A 17,504-nucleotide genomic window follows, 5' to 3' on the forward strand; every position below is an offset into this window, starting at 1 on the left:
AACGCTGCACCCGCGATCATGCTGTGACCCGCTGCCCATCCCACCGAGGATGAAAAAGGCTCACTGAGTGCGGCGGTGCATCGGGTTAGAGGGGAGGCCCTACGGGCGAGCCATCACGGCAAGATGGCCCCGACCGAAACGCTGCATGACCTGGAAAAACAGCATGTACGGTAGCTGATCCTTCCTCCCTGAAAGCTATGCCTCGACCGGCGTTTCGTGGTGGAATCGTCTTATGTCCTTTCAGGATCGCCTGCGCAAAGCTCAGCAGTCGGAGTTCATCGGGCGTGGTGGAGAGTTAGCCCTGTTCTGCCAGAACTTGGAGTACCCGCCTGATCATGACCTGCGCAGTCCTCTCTTTTCTGTACACGGAGCGGGCGGCATGGGGAAGACCTTTCTACTAGGCAGGCTGAGCGATGCAGCTAGGGACCGCAGGTGGCTAACTGCGATGGTTGGCGACTCAAGCTTCGAAGTTGTGGAGGCAATGTCCTCGATCGCAACTCAGCTAGAACAGCAGGGCGCAAAGCTCGGCCGTTTCACGAAGCTGTACGAGGCTTACGACAAGCGCAGACGTTCACCAGAGGGCGGCGGAGCACGGACCTTTGTCAAGTTGGCCACAGAGATGACCAAAGGCACCGTGGATACATTGTTGCCGGTCGCTGCCCCGCTCACCAAGGCAATCGACGGCCAGCAGGTAGCCGAGACCCTCGTGCGGGAAGATTTGCGCCTCGTTGAGGCTCCAGTGGACGTGCTTACTCCAGCCTTTTTGAAGGGGTTGTGCGAGGTCGACCGGCCTCTTGCGCTGTTCTTCGACACCTACGAACGGACGGGACAGTACCTGGACGAGTGGCTTCGATCGATTTTCGAGGGCAGGTACGGTGACGCGCCGCTTGACTTAGTGATCACCGTCGCTGGACGGGAGCCTCTCGATCCACACTTGTGGTCGCCCTACCTAGGCGTGCTGACCGACATGCCGCTGGCTGCCTTCACTGAGGTAGAGGTGCGGCAGTTCCTCTGGCACGGAGCCGTGCGCGACGAGACAGTGATCGCTGAGATCAACAAAATCTCCCGAGGCTTACCTCTAGCCGTCGCAACGCTGGCGAAGCAACGCCCGAGCAGCCCCGATTCGGTCAAGGACACCTCACAGAGCCTGGTTCGCCGCTTTCTACAGTGGGTGGACGACCCGGCGCGCGAGGATCTTGCGCTACTGGCTGCACTACCTCGCAAACTGGATCAGGATCTTGTGCAGGTGCTGGTGGGCGGTGATGCAACCGAACTCTACCGGTGGCTGCATGGGCAGAGCTTCGTGACCAGAGACGGCGGTGTCTGCACTTATCACGAGGTCGTAAGAGAACCGATGCTGCGGTTGAGTAGGAAAATGTCACCCCAGCGGTGGAGTGATACGCATAGCAAGCTCACCAAAGCTTATAAGGAGCGCCGCGAAGGGCTCGGCCTGACCCCTAGACATGGCTGGGAGGATGCGGAATGGCGCAACTACCTGGCGGAAGAGTGCTATCACCGATTGTGTGCCGATCCAAGAGGTGAGCTTGGCGTAGTCCTCGGTCATGCAGTACGTGCCGCAGCAGAGGGAGTGGCGGTCGCGCGTCGATGGGCCGAGGTGATAGCGGAAGCAGGAACGGATAGCGACACGACGGTGATGCTGGAGTTGGGGCGGCAGTTACGTGATGCCCTAGCCACTGACGAAGGACTGGGCGCCTACCTCGATGTGCTCATCCACAGCCCAAACCTGCCTACCGACAAGTTGCACGAGGCATATTACCGCCGCGGCTGGGTGGAACATGAAGCCGGACGCTCAGAAGCCGCTGTCACCTTCTATAACAGGTCGATTACTCTCAATCCCGATTATGAGCTAGCCATCGCCTGGCGTGGCGAGGTTTACCGGCGATTGGAGCGGTATCAGGAAGCATTGCTCGATTTCGACAGGGCACTAGAGCTGAAGCCTGACGACGCCTGGGATTGGCTCGGACGAGCAAGGACGCTAGCCGCGCTAGGGCAACTTGAGGAGGCCGTGGCAGACGTCACTCGCGCGGTCGAACTTAAACCCGATGATTTTTGGTATATCACGCATCGCGGCATTATGCACAAAGAACAGAAGTGCTATGAAGCTGCTCTAGATGACTTTACTACCGCCATCACGCTGGAGCCCAAGAATACATGGCAATTGATTCTTCGCATGCATACCTATCAGGGTCTCGGTAGGTATGATGAGGCGCTAGCTGATGCAAATCAAGCAGTGCAGTTGGCTCCTGAAGAATTCCGGATCCTTAGTGATCGCTCAGACATCCTCTATGACATGGGAAGATATGAGGAAGCGCTAGACGATCTCGCAACCGTCCTAAAAAGCACGCCTGACGACCCCTGGGCGCATTGGAAGCGAGGCTGGTCTCTACGAATGCTCTTGCGTATGGACGCCGCCGTCGATGCTTTCCAGCAAGCCGCGAACCTGGCATCGAATCCTGCGGCTGGCTTGGTGGGGTCAGGTAGAACCAGGCTCAAGCAAGGCCGCTATGCCGAAGCCTTGGCCGACTTCGCCGCAGCAGTAGCTGCCGACTATTCCGCTGACACTCTTGGCGCGCGAGGCGAAGCTTACAGGATGCTCGGCAGGTTCAATGAAGCAATAGCTGATTTCACTGCCGCTATCGCGTTGAGTCCGGATGATCCATGGACTTTGGGACACAGGGCTGTAACTTATCGCGCAGCGGGGCAGCGACAGGAAGCAGTCGACGACCTTACCCGGGCATTGGAGTTAGCGCCGCATGACGATTCCTTTGCTGTAGAACGGTTCATGACCTGTGGAATCACACTCGCTGAAGGGCAGGACTACCAGTGGGTGGCCGACCTTGACGCGACCGAACGTGACGCACATGAGGGAGTTCGGACAGCTAGGACGTGGATGGTGGAAGCTGGCCTTATTGAAGCAGAACGCATCCCATTCAGGTGGGACGATAATGGCATATATCAGCGGCGCGGAACCGAAAACAGCCAACGTCCGACCGGAGTGTCTTTCGCGAGCGGGCGCATCATCTGCTATCCGATGACGGGTGAGTCGGTCGCATGTCCCGCGTGCGGGTTCCGTGCGTGGCTGCGGAAAGACGGACTAGCAACTCCCGAGTGGGACAAGTTCGTGACGCCTATATATGAATGGATGACGGGCGGTTCGATTCAACGCCTCTGTGAGGCATGCGGGGCAATGGCCCATCTGAGCGACTGGAATATCTCGGGGCCATGGGCATTCGTCCACGTGGCGCTCAAATTTTGGAACTGGCCGTCGCTCACTCAGGAGTTCCTTAACGCACTATCGAACAGGCTCGGTGGGCACCGATTGAAGCTGATAACCGGACGGAGATGACCGTCAAGCCCTACGGGATTCTGATCGGGCTCGGTGGAGGCGATGTTGAGCACGGCCAGTTCCCGAGCAGACGAGACAGATCCATCGTTAGGCGGTCGTCACCTCGTCGGGCAGGCGTAGCCATGCCGGGCCGGGCGCCTGGGGTCAAGCCGTCGCTCCGTGTACATGCCTCCCGGTGACCTTCCGCATCGGCTGGTTGCCCTGCCCGCACTTGACGGCTTATCCCAGGTGGCCGGTCTGGCATCCCTTCGAGGTGGCCGGCGAGGAAATGGCGGCCTTCCACCTGCACCGCCCAGGTCATCTCCGAGTAGGGCTGGGATGCAGGGGTTGGAGCCCCTTGTGGCTTTCCCTTCGGAGCGAGTCAGCGAGCTAGACCGCATTGTGCTGGCCGCGGTGCTCCTCGGTTCTCTGGCGTCTGTCTTGGTGGCGAGGAGCGCGTGGGCGGTGCCGGCTGAAGAGCCGTAGCCCGGCCGGCTGGCCGACCAGCGCGCGACGCGGGCCGCCGTAGGCGGGCCGCTTTAATTGTGTAGTGAGAGTCCTCGCCGGATCGGCCCTTGCGTGACGGCCCTCGGTCTTCGGCGAGTGGGTGAGGCGGTGTGCCCGGGAGCGGATCGGCAGCTCAACAGGGGCTTCGTCGCCGTAGAGGTCGGTGGGGGAGCGGGGTCAGGCGGCCAGGGTGGACTTCCCGCATGAGGTGAACCGCTTGTTGTAGTGATTTTGCATCGCTGCGAATTTTGTCCAGCCGTTGGTCTCGGCGACGTGCTGGGCCTTGGCGAACTGCCAGGCGCTCATGCTGGAGGCGCCGAGATAGAGGGCCTTGCCGGCGCGGACCACGTCGTGCAGGGCCTGCATGGTCTCCTCGATCGGGGTGTCGGGGTCCCAGCGGTGGATCTGGTAGAGGTCCACGTGGTCGGTGCCCAGGCGGCGCAGTGAGGCGTCGATGGCCGACATGATGTGCTTGCGCGACAGGCCCCGGTCGTTGACGCCCCGGCCGACGGGGAAGAAGACCTTGGTGGCCAGCACGGAGTCGTCCCGGTCGGTGAAGATCTTCGACAGCAGGCGGCCGGTGACCTCCTCACTGCTGCCCCGGGAGCAGGCGTCGGCGGTCTCGTCCGGCTCGGCGGCCGCGACCGATCGTGGGTCCGTCGGCTACGCCAGGTTCCGGCTGGACCAGTCAGGCCTGGGGCCGGTGCTCTGAGAGCGTCGCAGAAGGGCGGAGTCCGCCAAAGCATTTACATAAACTATGAATATAAAACTGTTATGCTTCGCGCATGAGTCGTCAAGACACCGCTCCTGGCGCGTCCGCCGCCATCGGGGCGGCCCTCTACGGCCTGGCCACCAGGGCCGCGAGACGCCTGCCCCGGGACATGAGCCTGACGTCCGCCGCCACCCTGGCCACCCTGGACCGGACCGGACCGCGACGCATCACCGATCTGGCCGCGGTCGAGGGCGTCACCCAGCCCGCGATGACCGCCCTGATCCGGGTGATGGAGGAGTCCGGCCTGGTCGAGCGGCGGGGTGACGCGTCCGACAAGCGGGTCACGCTGGTGTGTCTGACCGAGGCCGGCGCCTCCTACGTCCGGACGCGGCGCCAGGCGGGCGTCCACGCGTTCGAGCGGTTGATCGGCGAACTCACCGGCGAGGAGGTCGAGGCGCTGGTGGCGGCCCTTCCGGCGCTGAAGCATCTGGCAGAGCTCGAAAGCCAGGACCACGAAGGGCCGAAGCAGTGACCGGGCGGCCGGTCGGCGGGGTCGAGGCGAAGGCGTTCCCGGCGGCGCGTTCCGAGGCGCGGCTGCTGGTCCCCGCCCTGGTGTTCATCGCTCTGGTCGTGGCGGCGGTCGCCAGCCTCGGGACGCCGCTCATCACCAGCGTGGCGACCTCGTTCCGCGTCTCGCTCGGCAGCGCGCAGTGGACGCTGACCGTCGCGCTGCTCAGCGGCGCCGTCGCCACGCCGGTCCTGGGCCGGCTCGGAGCCGGCCCGCACCGGCGGGCCGCGATCCTCGCCACGCTGGCGGTCGTCGTCGCCGGCAGCGCGCTCACCGTGCTGCCGCTGCCGTTCGCGTGGCTGCTGGCCGGCAGGGCGGCCCAGGGCGTCGGGCTCGGGCTGACGGCGCTGATGATGGGCGTGGCCCGGGACCACCTCCCCGAGGAGCGCGGCGCAGCCGTGATCGCCCTGATCTCGGTGGTCTCGATCATCGGGGCCGGGGTCGGCTACCCGCTGGCCGCACTGCTCGCCGAGCTCGGCGGGGTACGGGCCGCCTACGGCCTCGGCCTGGTCGTCACCGTCGCCGCCCTCCTGACCGCGTGGCGCTCCATGCCCGAAGCCCCCGAGGGCCGCTCCGCCCGCGTGGACGTGGCAGGCGCGGTCGTCCTGGCCGCTGCGCTGCTCCTGGTGCTGTTCCTCGCCGGCGAACGGAATCTGTGGAGCCGGCACCTCGCCGTGGCGGCGGGCCTCGCCGTCGTCGCGGTGGTGCTGCTCTGTGTCTGGGTCGTCATCGAGCTGCGCAGCACGACGCCCCTGGTCGATGTGCGGGCGGTGCGACACCCGGCGGTCGCCGGGGCGAACCTCGCCATGTTCGTCGGCGGGATCGGCATGTACCTCCTGCTCACGCTCATCACCCGGTACGCGCAGACGCCGCACGGCGCCGGCTACGGCTTCGGGCTGACGACCTTCGTCGCCGGGCTGGTCCTCATCCCGTTCTCGGTGCTGGGGTTCGTCGCCGGCAAGCTCACGCCGAGGGTCCGGACGCGGATCGCCGACCCCCTGCTCCTGGCCGGCAGCGCCGTCGTGGTCGGCGGTGGGTTCGCCCTGTTCGCGGCGGCCCGGTCGGACCTGGCCGAACTGTTCGCGGCGATGGGCGTGCTCGGCTTCGGCGTCGGCGGTTTCTCGGCCGCGATGCCCGGCGTCATCCTGGCCGTCACCCCCAAGAGCGAGACGTCGAGCGCCATGAGCTTCAACTACGTCGTCCGCAGCGTCGGGTACTCCCTGGGCAGCGCCGTCGGCGGCCTGATCCTCGCCGCGGGCACCGGCCCCGGCCACCTCTTCCCCGACGACGGCGCCTACACCACCGCGGCGCTGGTCGGCATCGGCGCCATGGCGATCACGACGCTGACCAGCCTCGCTCTCGCCCGCCGACGCCCGTCCGAGGCCGGCCCGTAAGTCAGATGCATTCGTCGGTGAGCGCGAGGAAGCGCAGGCCGTGGCGCTTGTGCTTCCCCGAATGGTTCTTGCGGTCGTCCTTGCCGGTGCGGTGGGTGGGGATGAGGGTGCCGTCGATCAGCACGGCCTCCCCGCCGCGCCTGGAGGCCTTGACCAGGGCGCGGTCCAGGCGCGGTGGAGTCGCATCGGCAGGACCGGGCGTCAGAACGACCGGGAAGTCTGCCTGAAACTTACAGCGGTGTCCGTCGCGGACCAGCGGTTCGAGCACGTCGTCTCCCTTTCCGTTGACGCGCTCCCGCCTCCTTCCTAGCGTGAGGCCCTCCGCCGCGTTCGTTTGTTAGCGCTAACAATCAGGCGCAGGCGAAAGTCCGGCCCGGCGGTTCAGGTCTAGTGATGGGACGTTCCATGACACTGAGCATCGCGTCCGATGGTCACTCATCAGGGTCATCGCGAAGCATCCGGTCGTTGCACGGGTTGCTGGTCGCCCTCGTGGTGACCGCGCTCACCGCAGTGGCGGCCCTCGTCCCCGCGTCGTCGGCCAAGGCCGCCACCAACCAGTTCCGAGGCATGAACTGGGCCGTGCTGGGTGACAACTTCAGCACCGGCACGCTCGTCGTGCAGGGTCTGAGCCGGTCCGACAGCAACGCGACGGTGCGGGCCAAGGCCAACGCCCTCTACGACAACATGGAATACGTCATGGGGGTCAACACCGTCCGGTTGCCCATCAACACCCACACCGTGGCCGACACGACCTGGTGGAACTCCTACCGCGGCGCCATCGACGCCGCCGCCGACCGTGGATTCAAGGTCATCCTGGCCTACTGGGAGGACGGCGCGGCCTCCGGCGGCAGGATCACGAACCTCGCCGCGTGGAACGCGATGTGGTCCAGCGTGATCAACACCTACGGCTCGAACGGCAACGTCTACTTCGAGCCGATGAACGAGCCGCACGGCTACACCTCGGCGGAATGGCGCAACGTCGCGGCGAACTGGCTCAGCGCTCACCCCTCGGCGGTGCCCGGCCGGGTGCTCATCGGCGGCACCGGCTTCAGCCAGGACCTGCGGGACATCTGCAACGACAGCCGCTTCAACTCGACGCTGCTGTCCTTCCACTACTACGCCTTCTTCTACGGCGCGATGACCTACGACGCCTTCCGGAGCCACATCCAGACGCTTCTGGGCAACTGCGCCTCCCGCGCGGTCGTGACCGAGTACGGTGCGCCGATGGTCACCGGCCTCAACTACGGCGACGCGAACAGCACCGACAACTTCGTGCGCTACCTCCGCGCCGTGGCGCAGGTCATGCGTGACAACCAGATGGGCGGCACCTACTGGCCCGCCCTCGGCGGCAAGATAACCGCGGGTCTCGGCTACGACCACTACTCGATGTACGCCCTGGGCGGCAGCGGCACCAACCTCACCCTGGCCATCCGCAACCAGTCCGGCGCCGACCGGGTCCGCTACGGCTGGGGCGACACCGTCCGCGACTCCACCCCTTCGCCGCAGCCGGAGACGTTCTACAAGATCGACGCGCGCCACAGCGGCAAGACCATGGACGTCCAGCAGGCGCGCACCGACAACGGTGCGCGCGTCGACCAGTACGCCTACGGCGGCAACCCGTGGCAGCAGTGGCGGTTCCAGGACGCCGGTGGCGGCTACTGGCGCATCGTCAGCCGCCACAGCGGGAAGTGCCTCGACGTGGTGGGCGCTTCGACCGCCGACGGCGCCGAGCTCATCCAGTACACCTGCGGCACCGGCGCCAACCAGCAGTTCCAGATGGTCGCAGGCGGCGGCTACTTCCAGCTCCAGGCACGGCACAGCGGCAAATGCGTGGACGTGCCGTCCGCGTCGACCGCGGACGGTGTGATCCTCAAGCAGTACTCGTGCAACGGCGGCACCAACCAGCAGTGGTCGCGCACGGCCGTCTGACGGTCGTCTCGACCGGGTGAGGAGAGTCCTCGCCGGGTCGGCCCTCGCGTGACGGCCGTCAGATCTTCGGTGAGCACCGGCACCCCGGGCGGAGAGCGCCGGGGTGCCGGCGCCCGCGGGCACGACGCTCAGGCGGTCGTCACGTCACAGCTCGGACGCGTAGATCCGCGTCGTCCGGCCCTGGTACGTCGCCTCACGTTCAAGGGCCAGCCCGATCTTCTCGGCGACGCGCTGCGAAGGAACGTTGTCCGGATTGATGATCGCGATGAGCCGGTCGAGCCCGAGGACGTCACGGGCGTGGTCGCGGCATGCCGCCGCGGCCTCGGTCGCGTAGCCGTTGCCGTGGAGCTCCGCCCGCAGGAGGTACCCGATCTCGGTGTGGACCGTACCTTCGACGTTCTGCAGGGTCAGGCCGCAGTTCCCGGCGAACTCACCGCTGCTTCGGAGCGTGACCAGCCAGAGGCCGTGACCGTGTTCCCGGTAACCGCGCTGGTTCCACTCGATCCAGCGCAGGGCCTCGTCCCGGCTCATCGGCTGCGGATAGTGGCGCATGACCTCGTCGTCGCCCAGGAGCGCGGCCATGTCGTCCAGATCGGCGGCGGTCATCTCCCGGAAGGCCAGACGCCGCGTCGGCCCGGGAATTCGACGGTCCAAGCTCTCACGACTCCTTCTGAGCGGTCCAACCGGCGGGCCGGTCGCATGCCCGCCGACGCGGGGGATACGGGGATCAAAGGATCCTACTGCCGGCGTCGCGTTCGGACGGGAGCCGCTTCACCAGGAGATAGGTCCGGTGGCTGGGGTGCTCGTGTCCGGGGTGTGGCGCCCGGTCGAGCCGTGCGGTGAGGGTGAGGCCCGCCTGGGCGAGGGCCGCCGTCTCGGCGACCGGGTCGAGGAACCGGAAGGTGAGATCGACGGGGTGGTCCCACCATTCGGTGAGGTGGCTGGCCTGTCCGGGGCGGGTGTTGTCGTCGCCGGTGTGGAAGGCGAGAAGGGCATGCCCCGCGGGGCGCAGCACCCGGGCGAACTCCGTGTAGGCGGCGGCCCGTTCGGACGGGTTCAGGTGGATCACGGCGTACCAGCACAGGATGCCGCTCACCGTCCGCGAGCGGATCGGCAGCGCGGTCATGTCCGCCGCGGTGAACGGCAGGGCGGTGGCGCGGTGCGCGACGGCGCACATGGCGGGCGACAGGTCGGCTCCGAAGGTACGGGCTCCACGGCGGGCCAGGTGGGCCGTCGCCTGGCCCGGGCCGCAGCCGACGTCCACGACCGGCCCGTCCGAGGTCAGTTCGGCGAAGGCGTCCAGCAGGGCGCGGTCGAGGGGCTTGCCCTCGAGCTCGTCGCCGATCTCGGCGGCGTACCGTTCGGCCACCGTGTCGTAGCTGCGGCGGGTCACGGCGGACGCCGCCGCACGGGGGCGCGGCGCCGTCATGCCCGGCTCCGGGCCAGGTCCCATGCCGCCTGCGCCGGGGTGCGGCCATGGCGCTCGGCGGTGTCCAGCAGGTCGCCGACGGTGTCCTCGATGGCGTCGACCCGCGCGCGGGCTTCCTCCGCGCTGACGTGGTGGAGTTCGGTGCTGACGGCGTTGATGACCCCGCCCGCGCCGGCGACGAAGTCCGGCACCCAGATGATGCCCCGCCGGTGCAGCAGGTCGGCGACATCCGGAGTGGCGAGCTGGTTGTTCGCCGGTCCCACCACGGCACGGCAGCGGAGCTCGGTCGCGGTCCGCCCGGTCAGGACGGAACCGAGGGCCGCGGGGACCAGTATGTCCACGTCCGCGGAGAGGATGTCGTCGGGAGCCCGCCAGGCGGCCCCGAGTTCGTCACCGAGTCTCCGCTTGTCCGGGTCGATGTCGGTCACCGTCAGCACCGCTCCCTCGGCGGCCAGCAGACGCGCGAGGCCGGCGCCGACACGGCCCAGGCCGACGACGGCGATGCCGCGGCCGTTCAGTTCCGGGGAGCCGTACAGCCGCCGGCTGACGGCCCGTAGCGCGGCGAGCGCCCCCAGCGCGGTGTGCGGTGACGAATCGCCGCTGCCGCCCAGATGGGCCGGACGGCAGAACACGTGCGGGGTGGTCTCCCCGATCACCGCCATGTCGTCGGGGCCGGTCCCGACGTCCGGGCCGGTGGCGTACACGCCGCCCAGCGAGTCGATGACGTCCGCCACGTCGCGCAGCACGTCGCGGCGCTCGCCTTCCCCGAGTTCCCTTCCCTCCGGCAGGGCCACGACGGTCTTTCCGCCGCCGCAGGGCAGCCCGGCCACGGCGAACTTCGATGTCATCGCCGCCGACAGGCGAAGGGCGTCGGTCAGGCCGTCCCGCCAGTCGGGGTAGTGCCAGAGGCGGAGGCCGCCGGCCGCCGGGCCGAGCGTCGTCGAGTGGACGGCCACGATCACCGGCAGCCGGGAGCGCCGGCCGGTGCGGATCGCGACCTGCTCATGATCGAACATGGGTTCATCAGTCCTTCATTCGCCGTGTTGGATGGCACCATGCTGGACGAATGGCTAACGATTCGGGAGGTTGATCGAACGTTTGGCTGAAATAAACTATGGTGGCCGACCATGGATGAACTTGATTCGGAGATCGTGCGGCTTCTCCAGACAGATGCGCGGCAGTCCAACCGCGAACTCGCCCGGCAGTTGGGCATCGCCCCCTCGACCTGCCTGGAGCGGGTCCGGGCGCTCCACCGCCGGGGCGTCATCCGCGGCTACCACGCCGACATCGATCTCGTCGCCCTCAACCGCGGCGTTCAGGCGCTCGTCTCGGTTCAGGTGCGCCCCCTCAGCCGTGCCGTCATCGACGCCTTCAAGGATTTCGCCAGCGGCCTGCCGGAAGTCCTCCACACCTTCGTGCTCTCCGGGGGCGACGACTTCCTGCTGCACGTCGCCGTACAGGACCTCGACCACCTGCACGCCTTCCTCATGGACCGGCTCAGCAAGCGCGGCGAGATCATCGGCTTCCGCACCTCGGTCATCTTCCGGCAGGTGAGCAACAGCGCCCCCGCACGGCTTCCCGCGTCCGGCTAGGGACGGCTCCTCCGGCTGACGGCCCGGTCGATACTTAGCTCTTGCGCTAACCATGGTGCCCTGCAATGCTTAGCCGCATGGCACAGTATTCGGCGCAGCTGGACGGCGTGTTCATCGCCCTCGCCGACCCGACCCGGCGCGCCGTCGTCCGGCGCCTCGGCCGCGGGCCCACGAGCGTCGGCGACCTCGCCCGCGAGTTCCCCATGACCCTTCCCTCGTTCATGAAGCACGTGCGGACCCTTGAGTCGAACGGGCTCATCCGCACGGTCAAGTCGGGCCGGGTGCGCACCTGCACGCTCAACCGGGAACGGCTCGCCCTCCTGGACGACTGGCTCGCGGAGCAGCGCCGGATCTGGGAGCTGCGCACCGACCGCCTCGAACAGTTCGTCACCGATCCCGAGGAGAACACCCAGTGAACCCCGACCTCGACCTCGCCCTGGAGCGGGTCATCCGCGCCCCGCGCGCCACCGTGTGGGCCGCCTGGACCGACCCGTCCCGGCTTGAGCGGTGGTGGGTGCCGGCTCCGTCCCGCTGCCGCGTGGACCGCCTGGACCTGTGGCCGGGAGGCGCGTTCGTGACGCGGATGAGCAACGACGGGTCGGAGTTCGTCCCGCATCTGGACGCGTGTTTCCTCGCCGTCGACGAACTCGAACGGCTCGTGTTCACCACCGCCATCGACAGCAGCTGGCGTCCCGCGAACGCCGGCCCGATCACGATGACCGCCACGATCACGCTGGCCGACCATCCGGACGGCACGGACTACCGGGCGATCGTCCGGCACGGCGATCCGGAGACCCGCGCCCACCACGAGAAGGCCGGCTTCGCCGAGGGCTGGGGTACGGTCGCCGGCCAACTGGCCGCCTTCACCGAAGGGACGGCCACGCGATGAAGATCACCATCACCCGGTTCGTCACACTCGACGGCGTCAGCCAGGGGCCGGGCTCGCCGGACGAGGACACCACCGACGGGTTCACCCGCGGCGGCTGGCTCGTGCCCCACATCGACGCGGCGTTCGTCCGGCGCACCTCCGACTGGCTCGACCTCGCCGACGGCCTGCTGCTCGGCCGGCGCACCTACGAGGCGTTCGCCCGCGACTGGCCGGAGATCAGAGACCCGGCCGACCCCTTCACCGGGCGGATGAACACGCTGCCCAAGTACGTCGTGTCGAACACCCTCGCCGAGGGGACCTGGCACCCCGCGACCGTGCTCAGGGGCGACCCGGTCCGGGCCGTCGCCGAGTTGAAGGCGCGGCCGGGGCGGGAGCTCCAGATCCACGGCAGTGCCCGCCTGGGCGACACGCTGCTGTCGGCGGGCCTGATCGACACGCTCCGCCTCGTGGTCGCGCCCACGGTGCTCTGGACCGGACGGCGCTTCTCGGCCGGGCCGGGCGCCGCGTCCGGTCTCCGCCTGGTCCGCCACGACGCCACGCCCGCCGGTCTGCTGTTCCTCGAATACACGACCACGGGAGAAGCGCCACGGGGCGAGTACGAGGGGGTCGCCGCCTTCGTCTGACGGAACGCCGGGGCCCGGGTGGCCCGGAGGCGCCGGCCGACATGACAGGCTCCGGCCGCCGACGCCGCGGCGGATGAGGAGGGATGAGGAGGAAGGCCCTCCGCCTAGCCGATGTCGACCACCCGCGCCCACGAGGGCGGCCTGTCCGGCACGTGGACGGGATCGCTCTCGTCCGGCGGCCCGACCCGGGAGAACAGCCCCACCACCATGCGGCACGCGGGCCGTTCCCGCGGCCACGGGGTCTGTCCGTCGGTCAGGACCACGACGACGTCCGGCCGCGGGCTCGTCCGCAGCGCCCTGGCGATGCCCGCACGCAGGTCCGTGCCGCCGCCGCCCACCAGCGTCATCCCCTCGGCCCGGCACAGCGGCCGCACGACCCGGGCCGCCGCGTCGCAGGACAGCACGCCGACCAGGTCGCGCCGGCCGCCCACGGCGCGGACGATCGCGGAGACCTCCAGCAACGCGCTCCCCAGTTCGGCGTCGCTGACCGACCCGGAGGTGTCGATGACCACACTGACCCGCAGCGGCCTGCGCCGCAGGCTCGGCAGGACGACGCCGGGCAGGCCGGCCGAGCGCCGCGACGGCCTGCCGTAGGTGTGGTCCTCACCCACGCCGGGTCCCGACACCGCCGAGCGGATGGCCGTGCCGAGCAGTTCCCGCCATGGCTGCGGCGGGTGGAACGCCTCCTCCGCCCACCGCCGCCACCCCTTCGGCGCGTTCCCCGGACGGGCGTTGATGCCCTGCGCCACCCGGAACCGGACCGCCTCCCGCTCGTGGTCGCCGAGCCCGTCCGCGCCCTCCGGCCCGAGATCCCACTCCCGGTCGAGCCCGTCGGCGCCGCTGCCGCAGTCCAGCCAGACCAGACCCTGCGTGTACGGCCCGAGCCGGAACATGCGCAGGTAGTCCTCCATGAGCTCGCCTTCGGGCAGCCCCAGCGTCTTCGGCCGGACTGCGTCCTCGGGCCAGGCCAGGCCGTCGCCGTACACGTCGTCGTTGATCTCCATGTCGGCGGCGATGTTCATCCGCAGCCGCTCTCCCCGCCCCGTCAGCTCCCGTTGCCGGGCGACCCGGTCGCTGCGGCCGTGGTGGTCGCGCAGCAGGTGGGAGACCTCGTGCACCCACACGCCCGCGAGCTCCTCGACGGGGGTCCGCGCGACGAACGCCGGGGAGACGTAACACCGCCAGTGCCGGTCCACGGCCATCGTGGGCACCGACCGCGACTCCACCGGGTGCAGCGCGAACAGCGCCGTCGCCAGATAGGGCCGGGCCCTCGCGGCGTACAACCGGGCGGTGAAGAGCTTCTCGAGGTCCATCAGCCCGCCACCCGCGCCGCGACCTCGTCCGCCTTCCTGCCCAGGGAGACCACCCCGGCGAGCCTCTCGATCGCGGCCGGGACCTCCCAGTCCGCGCGGCGCAGCGCGGCGAGCGTGGAGGCGGGCACGACCACCAGGTCCGGGGCGCCGGTCTCCACCGCCCGCACCAGCAGCGCCCACGCGGCGTCCCACCGCTCCTTGTCCGGCCGCTTCCGCACGGCCGCGACCACTCCGTCGAGTACGGCCTGGCGCAGGTCGCCCCGCCGGGGCAGCTCGGCCGCCGCCGGGTCGGCCAGCAGCGTCTCGGGGTCGGGAAGGTCCATCCGATCCATGGCGGCGAGCAGTTCCAGTCCGGGCCCGTCTCCCACCGTGCCCCTGACCAGCATGGACAGCACGTCCTTGGACGCGTCGGCCGCGGTGGCGAAGGCGGTCAGGAACAACGCCATCTCCCAGCTGCGAGGCGAGGGCCACGGGCCGCCCCGGTGCGCCTCGTTGCCCGGCAGCCGGTGCACGAGGTCGGGACGCGCGGTGAGGAGCCCGCACACCGCGCGCCGGGCGAACGCCACCGCCCCGGGCAGCCGCTCCGGGTCGAGCCACGGCAGGCTCGCGCGCGGCCAGGTCCCGCCGAGGCCGCGTACGACGACATCGTGGTCGTGACGCCACTGCAGGTGGACGAACCGGTTGGCGAGCGGCGGGCTCAGCTCCCAGCCGTCGGCGGCGGAGGAACGCGGGTTGGCGGCCGCCACGATCCGGACACCCGCCGGGAGCCGCAGAGCCCCGACCTGCCGTTCCAGAACCAGGCGGAGCAGGGCGGCCTGTACGGCGGGCGGCGCCGTGGACAGCTCGTCCAGGAAGAGCAGACCCCGGCCGGCGTGAGCCAGGCGCACGGCCCAGTCCGGCGGCGCCATCGGGACGCCCTGCACGGCGGGGTCGTCACCGACCACCGGCAGGCCGGAGAAGTCGGACGGCTCGTGCACGCTGGCGATCACCGTGGTGAGCGGCAGGCCGAGCGTCTCGGCGAGTTGCTGCAGCGCCGCGGTCTTGCCGATCCCCGGCTCCCCCCACAGCAGGACGGGCAGGTCGGCCGCCACCGCCAGGGTCAGGGCGTCCAGCTGCGTGTCGGCACGCGGCTCCGTGGTGGTGTCGCGGAGCAGGGACAGCAGGTCGCCGGCGACGTCGAGGCGCGAGGCGTGAACAGAAGAAAGCATGATGAATCACCTTTGAGGTCTGAGAAACGAGATCTGGAAACGGGGTCTGGAAACGAGATCTGGAAACGGGGTCTGAGAAACGGAGGCTGAGAAACGAGGTCCCGGAAACGAGGTCCCGGAAAGGAGGTCCCGGAAAAGAGGTCCGGGAAGGTGTCAGCGGAACGTGGCGTGGCGCGGGCGCGCACGGCCCTCGGGGGAGCGGCGGTCCGGTCGCCCGGCCGGTCCCGGCCCCGGTTCGAGCCCGGCGCGGAACAGCCCGTGGTCGATCCGCCGCCGCGCCGCCTCCTCCAGTACGTCGCGCAGCGCGCCCTCGGGCAGCCGCGCACCGGGTCCGAGGAGACCGTCGACGGTGGCCTGGGCTCCGGCGGCGTCGCCGTGCTCCAGCCGCGCGCGGACGTCGAGGAGGCACTCCGGGGAGCGGTGCGCCTCCTCGATCAGCCGCAGACAGGGCAGCGGGGTGCCGGTCAGCTCGGCCAGCAGCCTCTCGCGCCGGATCTCGGCCGCGTCGTGGTCCAGGGCGACCAGGACGCCGTCCACGAGCGCGATCCGGTGCCGGGCGCCACGGCACTCGACCGTCCGCGGCCCGTTCCGGTCGCGGTGACCGGGCGGCGCGGCGTCCGGTGAACGGCCGGGTACGAGCGCCGCCGCGACGAGCGGGTGCAGCCCGCCGGCCCCGATCAGCCCGGCACGCAGCAACGCCAGGTCGGGCAGCACCCAGGTCGCCGCGTCGGGCAGGATCGGCGGCGCTGGTCCTTCGCCGTCGTCCCGGGACGCGTCCACGTCGAGGAGCACCTGACGCCGCCCGCCGACCCGGACGGCGACCGTACCCCCGTCCCACCCTTCGGCGCGGAGCAGCAGCCGGGCCTCGTCCGGCCACCGGTCGACGGCCCAGCCCCGCGAGTGCGGCGCCGTCTCGGAACGGATGCGCAGCTCACCGGCCCGGCGCGCGTCCCACAGGTGGCGATGCAGGTCGAGACGGAAGCGTCGACTCGGACGGGGGTGGGGATGCGGATGATGTCCGGGCCGGGAACCGTCCCAGAGCGCCAGGCTGATCCGCTGTCCGGCGTCCGCCCAGGCCGGCGGGGTCCTGGCCACGAGGTGAAGCGTGTCGTCCCCGTTGTGGTACCGGGCCAGCGAGACGGTCAGGCCCGGACGCAACAGGCCGTCGGGGGCGATCCTCGGCATGTGCCAGCGCAGCAGGTCGGGTGCCAGGTGGCGGAGGTCGGTCCGGAGACGGGCGGCCGGTTCCCGGCCGTGGAGGCGCGCCGTACGGCGCAGGTCGAGATCGACGTCCACGTGCGCCGCGGCGCACGCCGCCGACCAGTCGCCGACGCTGCGGCGGGCGGTCGCCGACTCGATCATGGGGGGCGGCACGGCGAACTCGCGCACGCGCAGCCAGAGGGAAAGGCGGGGATCCTCGTTCGAGGTCGAGTGCGGCATCAGCACTCACCTTGCGCGAACGGGGCCCCCAATCTGATGTATGAGGTGGTCATCGTGATCAGCGTAGCGTCTTCCGGCCCGCGCGAGAAGAGCGCCCGCGGGGCGCGCGGACGCCCTGTGCCCGCCTTCCGGGGAGGACGTCGCGCGTAGGCTGGCCGTATGACGTCTGCCTTCGAGGTGCATGTGACGGCCGGCACGCGCGAGGAGGCGGAGAGGATCTGCGCCGCCGCGGTGAACGACCGCGTCGCGGCGTGCGCGCAGATCATCGGGCCGATCACCTCCCTCTACCGGTGGGAGGGGAGAGTGGAGCGGAGCGAGGAGTTCCTGATCCTTCTGAAGACCGGCGGGGACCGTCTGGACGAGCTCGTCTCCCTCGTCAAGGGCGCGCACTCCTACGAGACACCGGAGATCGTCGCCGTCCCCATCGAAGGCGGGCTGCCGGACTACCTGAACTGGATCGCGAGAGAGACGGCGGATCGACCCCAGGTGGATTGACCACGGGCGTCGTCGACGGTGGCCCCGGTGCCTCGGGGGATGCCGTGCAGCTTGTCGTC

General features: G+C 69.3%; 16 protein-coding genes and 1 pseudogene. 9 read left to right on the plus strand and 8 right to left on the minus strand.

The genetic code is table 11. The features are described from left to right. The first annotated feature begins 232 nt into the window (after nucleotides 1-232). Complete coding sequence (locus tag ACFYSC_RS14320) at nucleotides 233-3,367, plus strand: tetratricopeptide repeat protein (RefSeq protein WP_389961060.1); 3,135 nt, start codon at nucleotides 233-235, stop codon at nucleotides 3,365-3,367. Nucleotides 3,368-4,072: 705 nt separating this feature from the next. On the opposite strand, the pseudogene ACFYSC_RS14325 reads toward ACFYSC_RS14320, so the two are convergent. Further along, nucleotides 4,073-4,477 (minus strand): annotated as a pseudogene (locus tag ACFYSC_RS14325) (aldo/keto reductase); the annotation flags it as partial. 161 nt (nucleotides 4,478-4,638) lie between these two features. Here ACFYSC_RS14325 and ACFYSC_RS14330 point away from each other — a divergent pair. Continuing rightward, nucleotides 4,639-5,097, plus strand: a complete 459-nt coding sequence (locus tag ACFYSC_RS14330) for a MarR family winged helix-turn-helix transcriptional regulator (RefSeq protein WP_389961063.1) — start codon at nucleotides 4,639-4,641, stop codon at nucleotides 5,095-5,097. Next, on the plus strand, nucleotides 5,094-6,527 hold the full coding sequence (locus ACFYSC_RS14335; RefSeq protein ID WP_389961065.1) for an MFS transporter: 1,434 nt from the start codon (nucleotides 5,094-5,096) through the stop codon (nucleotides 6,525-6,527). Before ACFYSC_RS14330 ends, ACFYSC_RS14335 begins: the two co-directional genes overlap by 4 nt. Before the next feature lies 1 nt (nucleotide 6,528). On the opposite strand, the gene ACFYSC_RS14340 is transcribed toward ACFYSC_RS14335, so the two are convergent. After that, the gene (locus ACFYSC_RS14340) at nucleotides 6,529-6,795 is read right to left on the minus strand and encodes a transposase (RefSeq protein ID WP_389961067.1); all 267 of its coding nucleotides are present in this window, start codon (nucleotides 6,793-6,795) and stop codon (nucleotides 6,529-6,531) included. A 197-nt stretch (nucleotides 6,796-6,992) separates the two neighbouring features. Here ACFYSC_RS14340 and ACFYSC_RS14345 point away from each other — a divergent pair, with 197 nt between their 5' ends. Continuing rightward, nucleotides 6,993-8,456: an RICIN domain-containing protein gene (locus ACFYSC_RS14345; protein WP_389961069.1), complete on the plus strand. Its 1,464-nt coding sequence runs from the start codon at nucleotides 6,993-6,995 to the stop codon at nucleotides 8,454-8,456. A 144-nt stretch (nucleotides 8,457-8,600) separates the two neighbouring features. Here the strand turns inward: ACFYSC_RS14345 and ACFYSC_RS14350 are convergent, their stop codons facing one another. From ACFYSC_RS14350 to ACFYSC_RS14360, 3 genes are all read right to left on the minus strand, one after another. Continuing rightward, a complete protein-coding gene (locus ACFYSC_RS14350; RefSeq protein WP_389961071.1) occupies nucleotides 8,601-9,110 on the minus strand; it encodes a GNAT family N-acetyltransferase in 510 nt (169 codons plus the stop codon). 73 nt (nucleotides 9,111-9,183) lie between these two features. After that, the gene (locus tag ACFYSC_RS14355; protein ID WP_389961073.1) at nucleotides 9,184-9,885 is read right to left on the minus strand and encodes a methyltransferase domain-containing protein; all 702 of its coding nucleotides are present in this window, start codon (nucleotides 9,883-9,885) and stop codon (nucleotides 9,184-9,186) included. Further along, a complete protein-coding gene (locus ACFYSC_RS14360; protein WP_389961075.1) occupies nucleotides 9,882-10,901 on the minus strand; it encodes a Glu/Leu/Phe/Val dehydrogenase dimerization domain-containing protein in 1,020 nt (339 codons plus the stop codon). The genes ACFYSC_RS14355 and ACFYSC_RS14360 overlap by 4 nt, the downstream gene beginning before the upstream one ends. Nucleotides 10,902-11,012: 111 nt before the next feature. On the opposite strand from ACFYSC_RS14360, the gene ACFYSC_RS14365 reads away from it, so the two are divergent. The 4 genes from ACFYSC_RS14365 to ACFYSC_RS14380 all read left to right on the plus strand — a co-directional run bounded on the left by ACFYSC_RS14365 (nucleotide 11,013) and on the right by ACFYSC_RS14380 (nucleotide 12,989). After that, nucleotides 11,013-11,477, plus strand: a complete 465-nt coding sequence (locus ACFYSC_RS14365; protein ID WP_389961077.1) for an Lrp/AsnC family transcriptional regulator — start codon at nucleotides 11,013-11,015, stop codon at nucleotides 11,475-11,477. Nucleotides 11,478-11,554: 77 nt separating this feature from the next. Next, nucleotides 11,555-11,893 (plus strand): ArsR/SmtB family transcription factor, encoded by a 339-nt coding sequence (locus ACFYSC_RS14370; protein ID WP_389961079.1) that lies wholly within the window; start codon nucleotides 11,555-11,557, stop codon nucleotides 11,891-11,893. Beyond that, nucleotides 11,890-12,366: an SRPBCC domain-containing protein gene (locus ACFYSC_RS14375; RefSeq protein ID WP_389961081.1), complete on the plus strand. Its 477-nt coding sequence runs from the start codon at nucleotides 11,890-11,892 to the stop codon at nucleotides 12,364-12,366. The genes ACFYSC_RS14370 and ACFYSC_RS14375 overlap by 4 nt, the downstream gene beginning before the upstream one ends. After that, entirely contained in the window at nucleotides 12,363-12,989 is a 627-nt protein-coding gene (locus ACFYSC_RS14380) for a dihydrofolate reductase family protein (protein WP_389961083.1), read from the plus strand. Before ACFYSC_RS14375 ends, ACFYSC_RS14380 begins: the two co-directional genes overlap by 4 nt. A 104-nt stretch (nucleotides 12,990-13,093) precedes the next feature. Here ACFYSC_RS14380 and ACFYSC_RS14385 read toward each other — a convergent pair whose 3' ends face one another. From ACFYSC_RS14385 to ACFYSC_RS14395, 3 genes are all read right to left on the minus strand, one after another. Beyond that, the gene (locus ACFYSC_RS14385) at nucleotides 13,094-14,302 is read right to left on the minus strand and encodes a VWA-like domain-containing protein (protein ID WP_389961085.1); all 1,209 of its coding nucleotides are present in this window, start codon (nucleotides 14,300-14,302) and stop codon (nucleotides 13,094-13,096) included. Further along, the gene (locus ACFYSC_RS14390; protein WP_389961087.1) at nucleotides 14,302-15,510 is read right to left on the minus strand and encodes an AAA family ATPase; all 1,209 of its coding nucleotides are present in this window, start codon (nucleotides 15,508-15,510) and stop codon (nucleotides 14,302-14,304) included. The genes ACFYSC_RS14385 and ACFYSC_RS14390 overlap by 1 nt, the downstream gene beginning before the upstream one ends. Nucleotides 15,511-15,663: 153 nt before the next feature. Next, nucleotides 15,664-16,950, minus strand: a complete 1,287-nt coding sequence (locus ACFYSC_RS14395; RefSeq protein ID WP_389961089.1) for a hypothetical protein — start codon at nucleotides 16,948-16,950, stop codon at nucleotides 15,664-15,666. Nucleotides 16,951-17,109: 159 nt separating this feature from the next. Between ACFYSC_RS14395 and cutA the strand changes: the two genes are divergently transcribed. Next, nucleotides 17,110-17,445: a divalent-cation tolerance protein CutA gene (cutA, locus tag ACFYSC_RS14400; protein ID WP_389961091.1), complete on the plus strand. Its 336-nt coding sequence runs from the start codon at nucleotides 17,110-17,112 to the stop codon at nucleotides 17,443-17,445. Nucleotides 17,446-17,504 lie beyond the last annotated feature (59 nt).

It is taken from the genome of Streptosporangium sp. NPDC004379, from assembly GCF_042873875.1.
In the GTDB taxonomy this organism is placed as follows: Bacteria; Actinomycetota; Actinomycetes; order Streptosporangiales; family Streptosporangiaceae; genus Streptosporangium.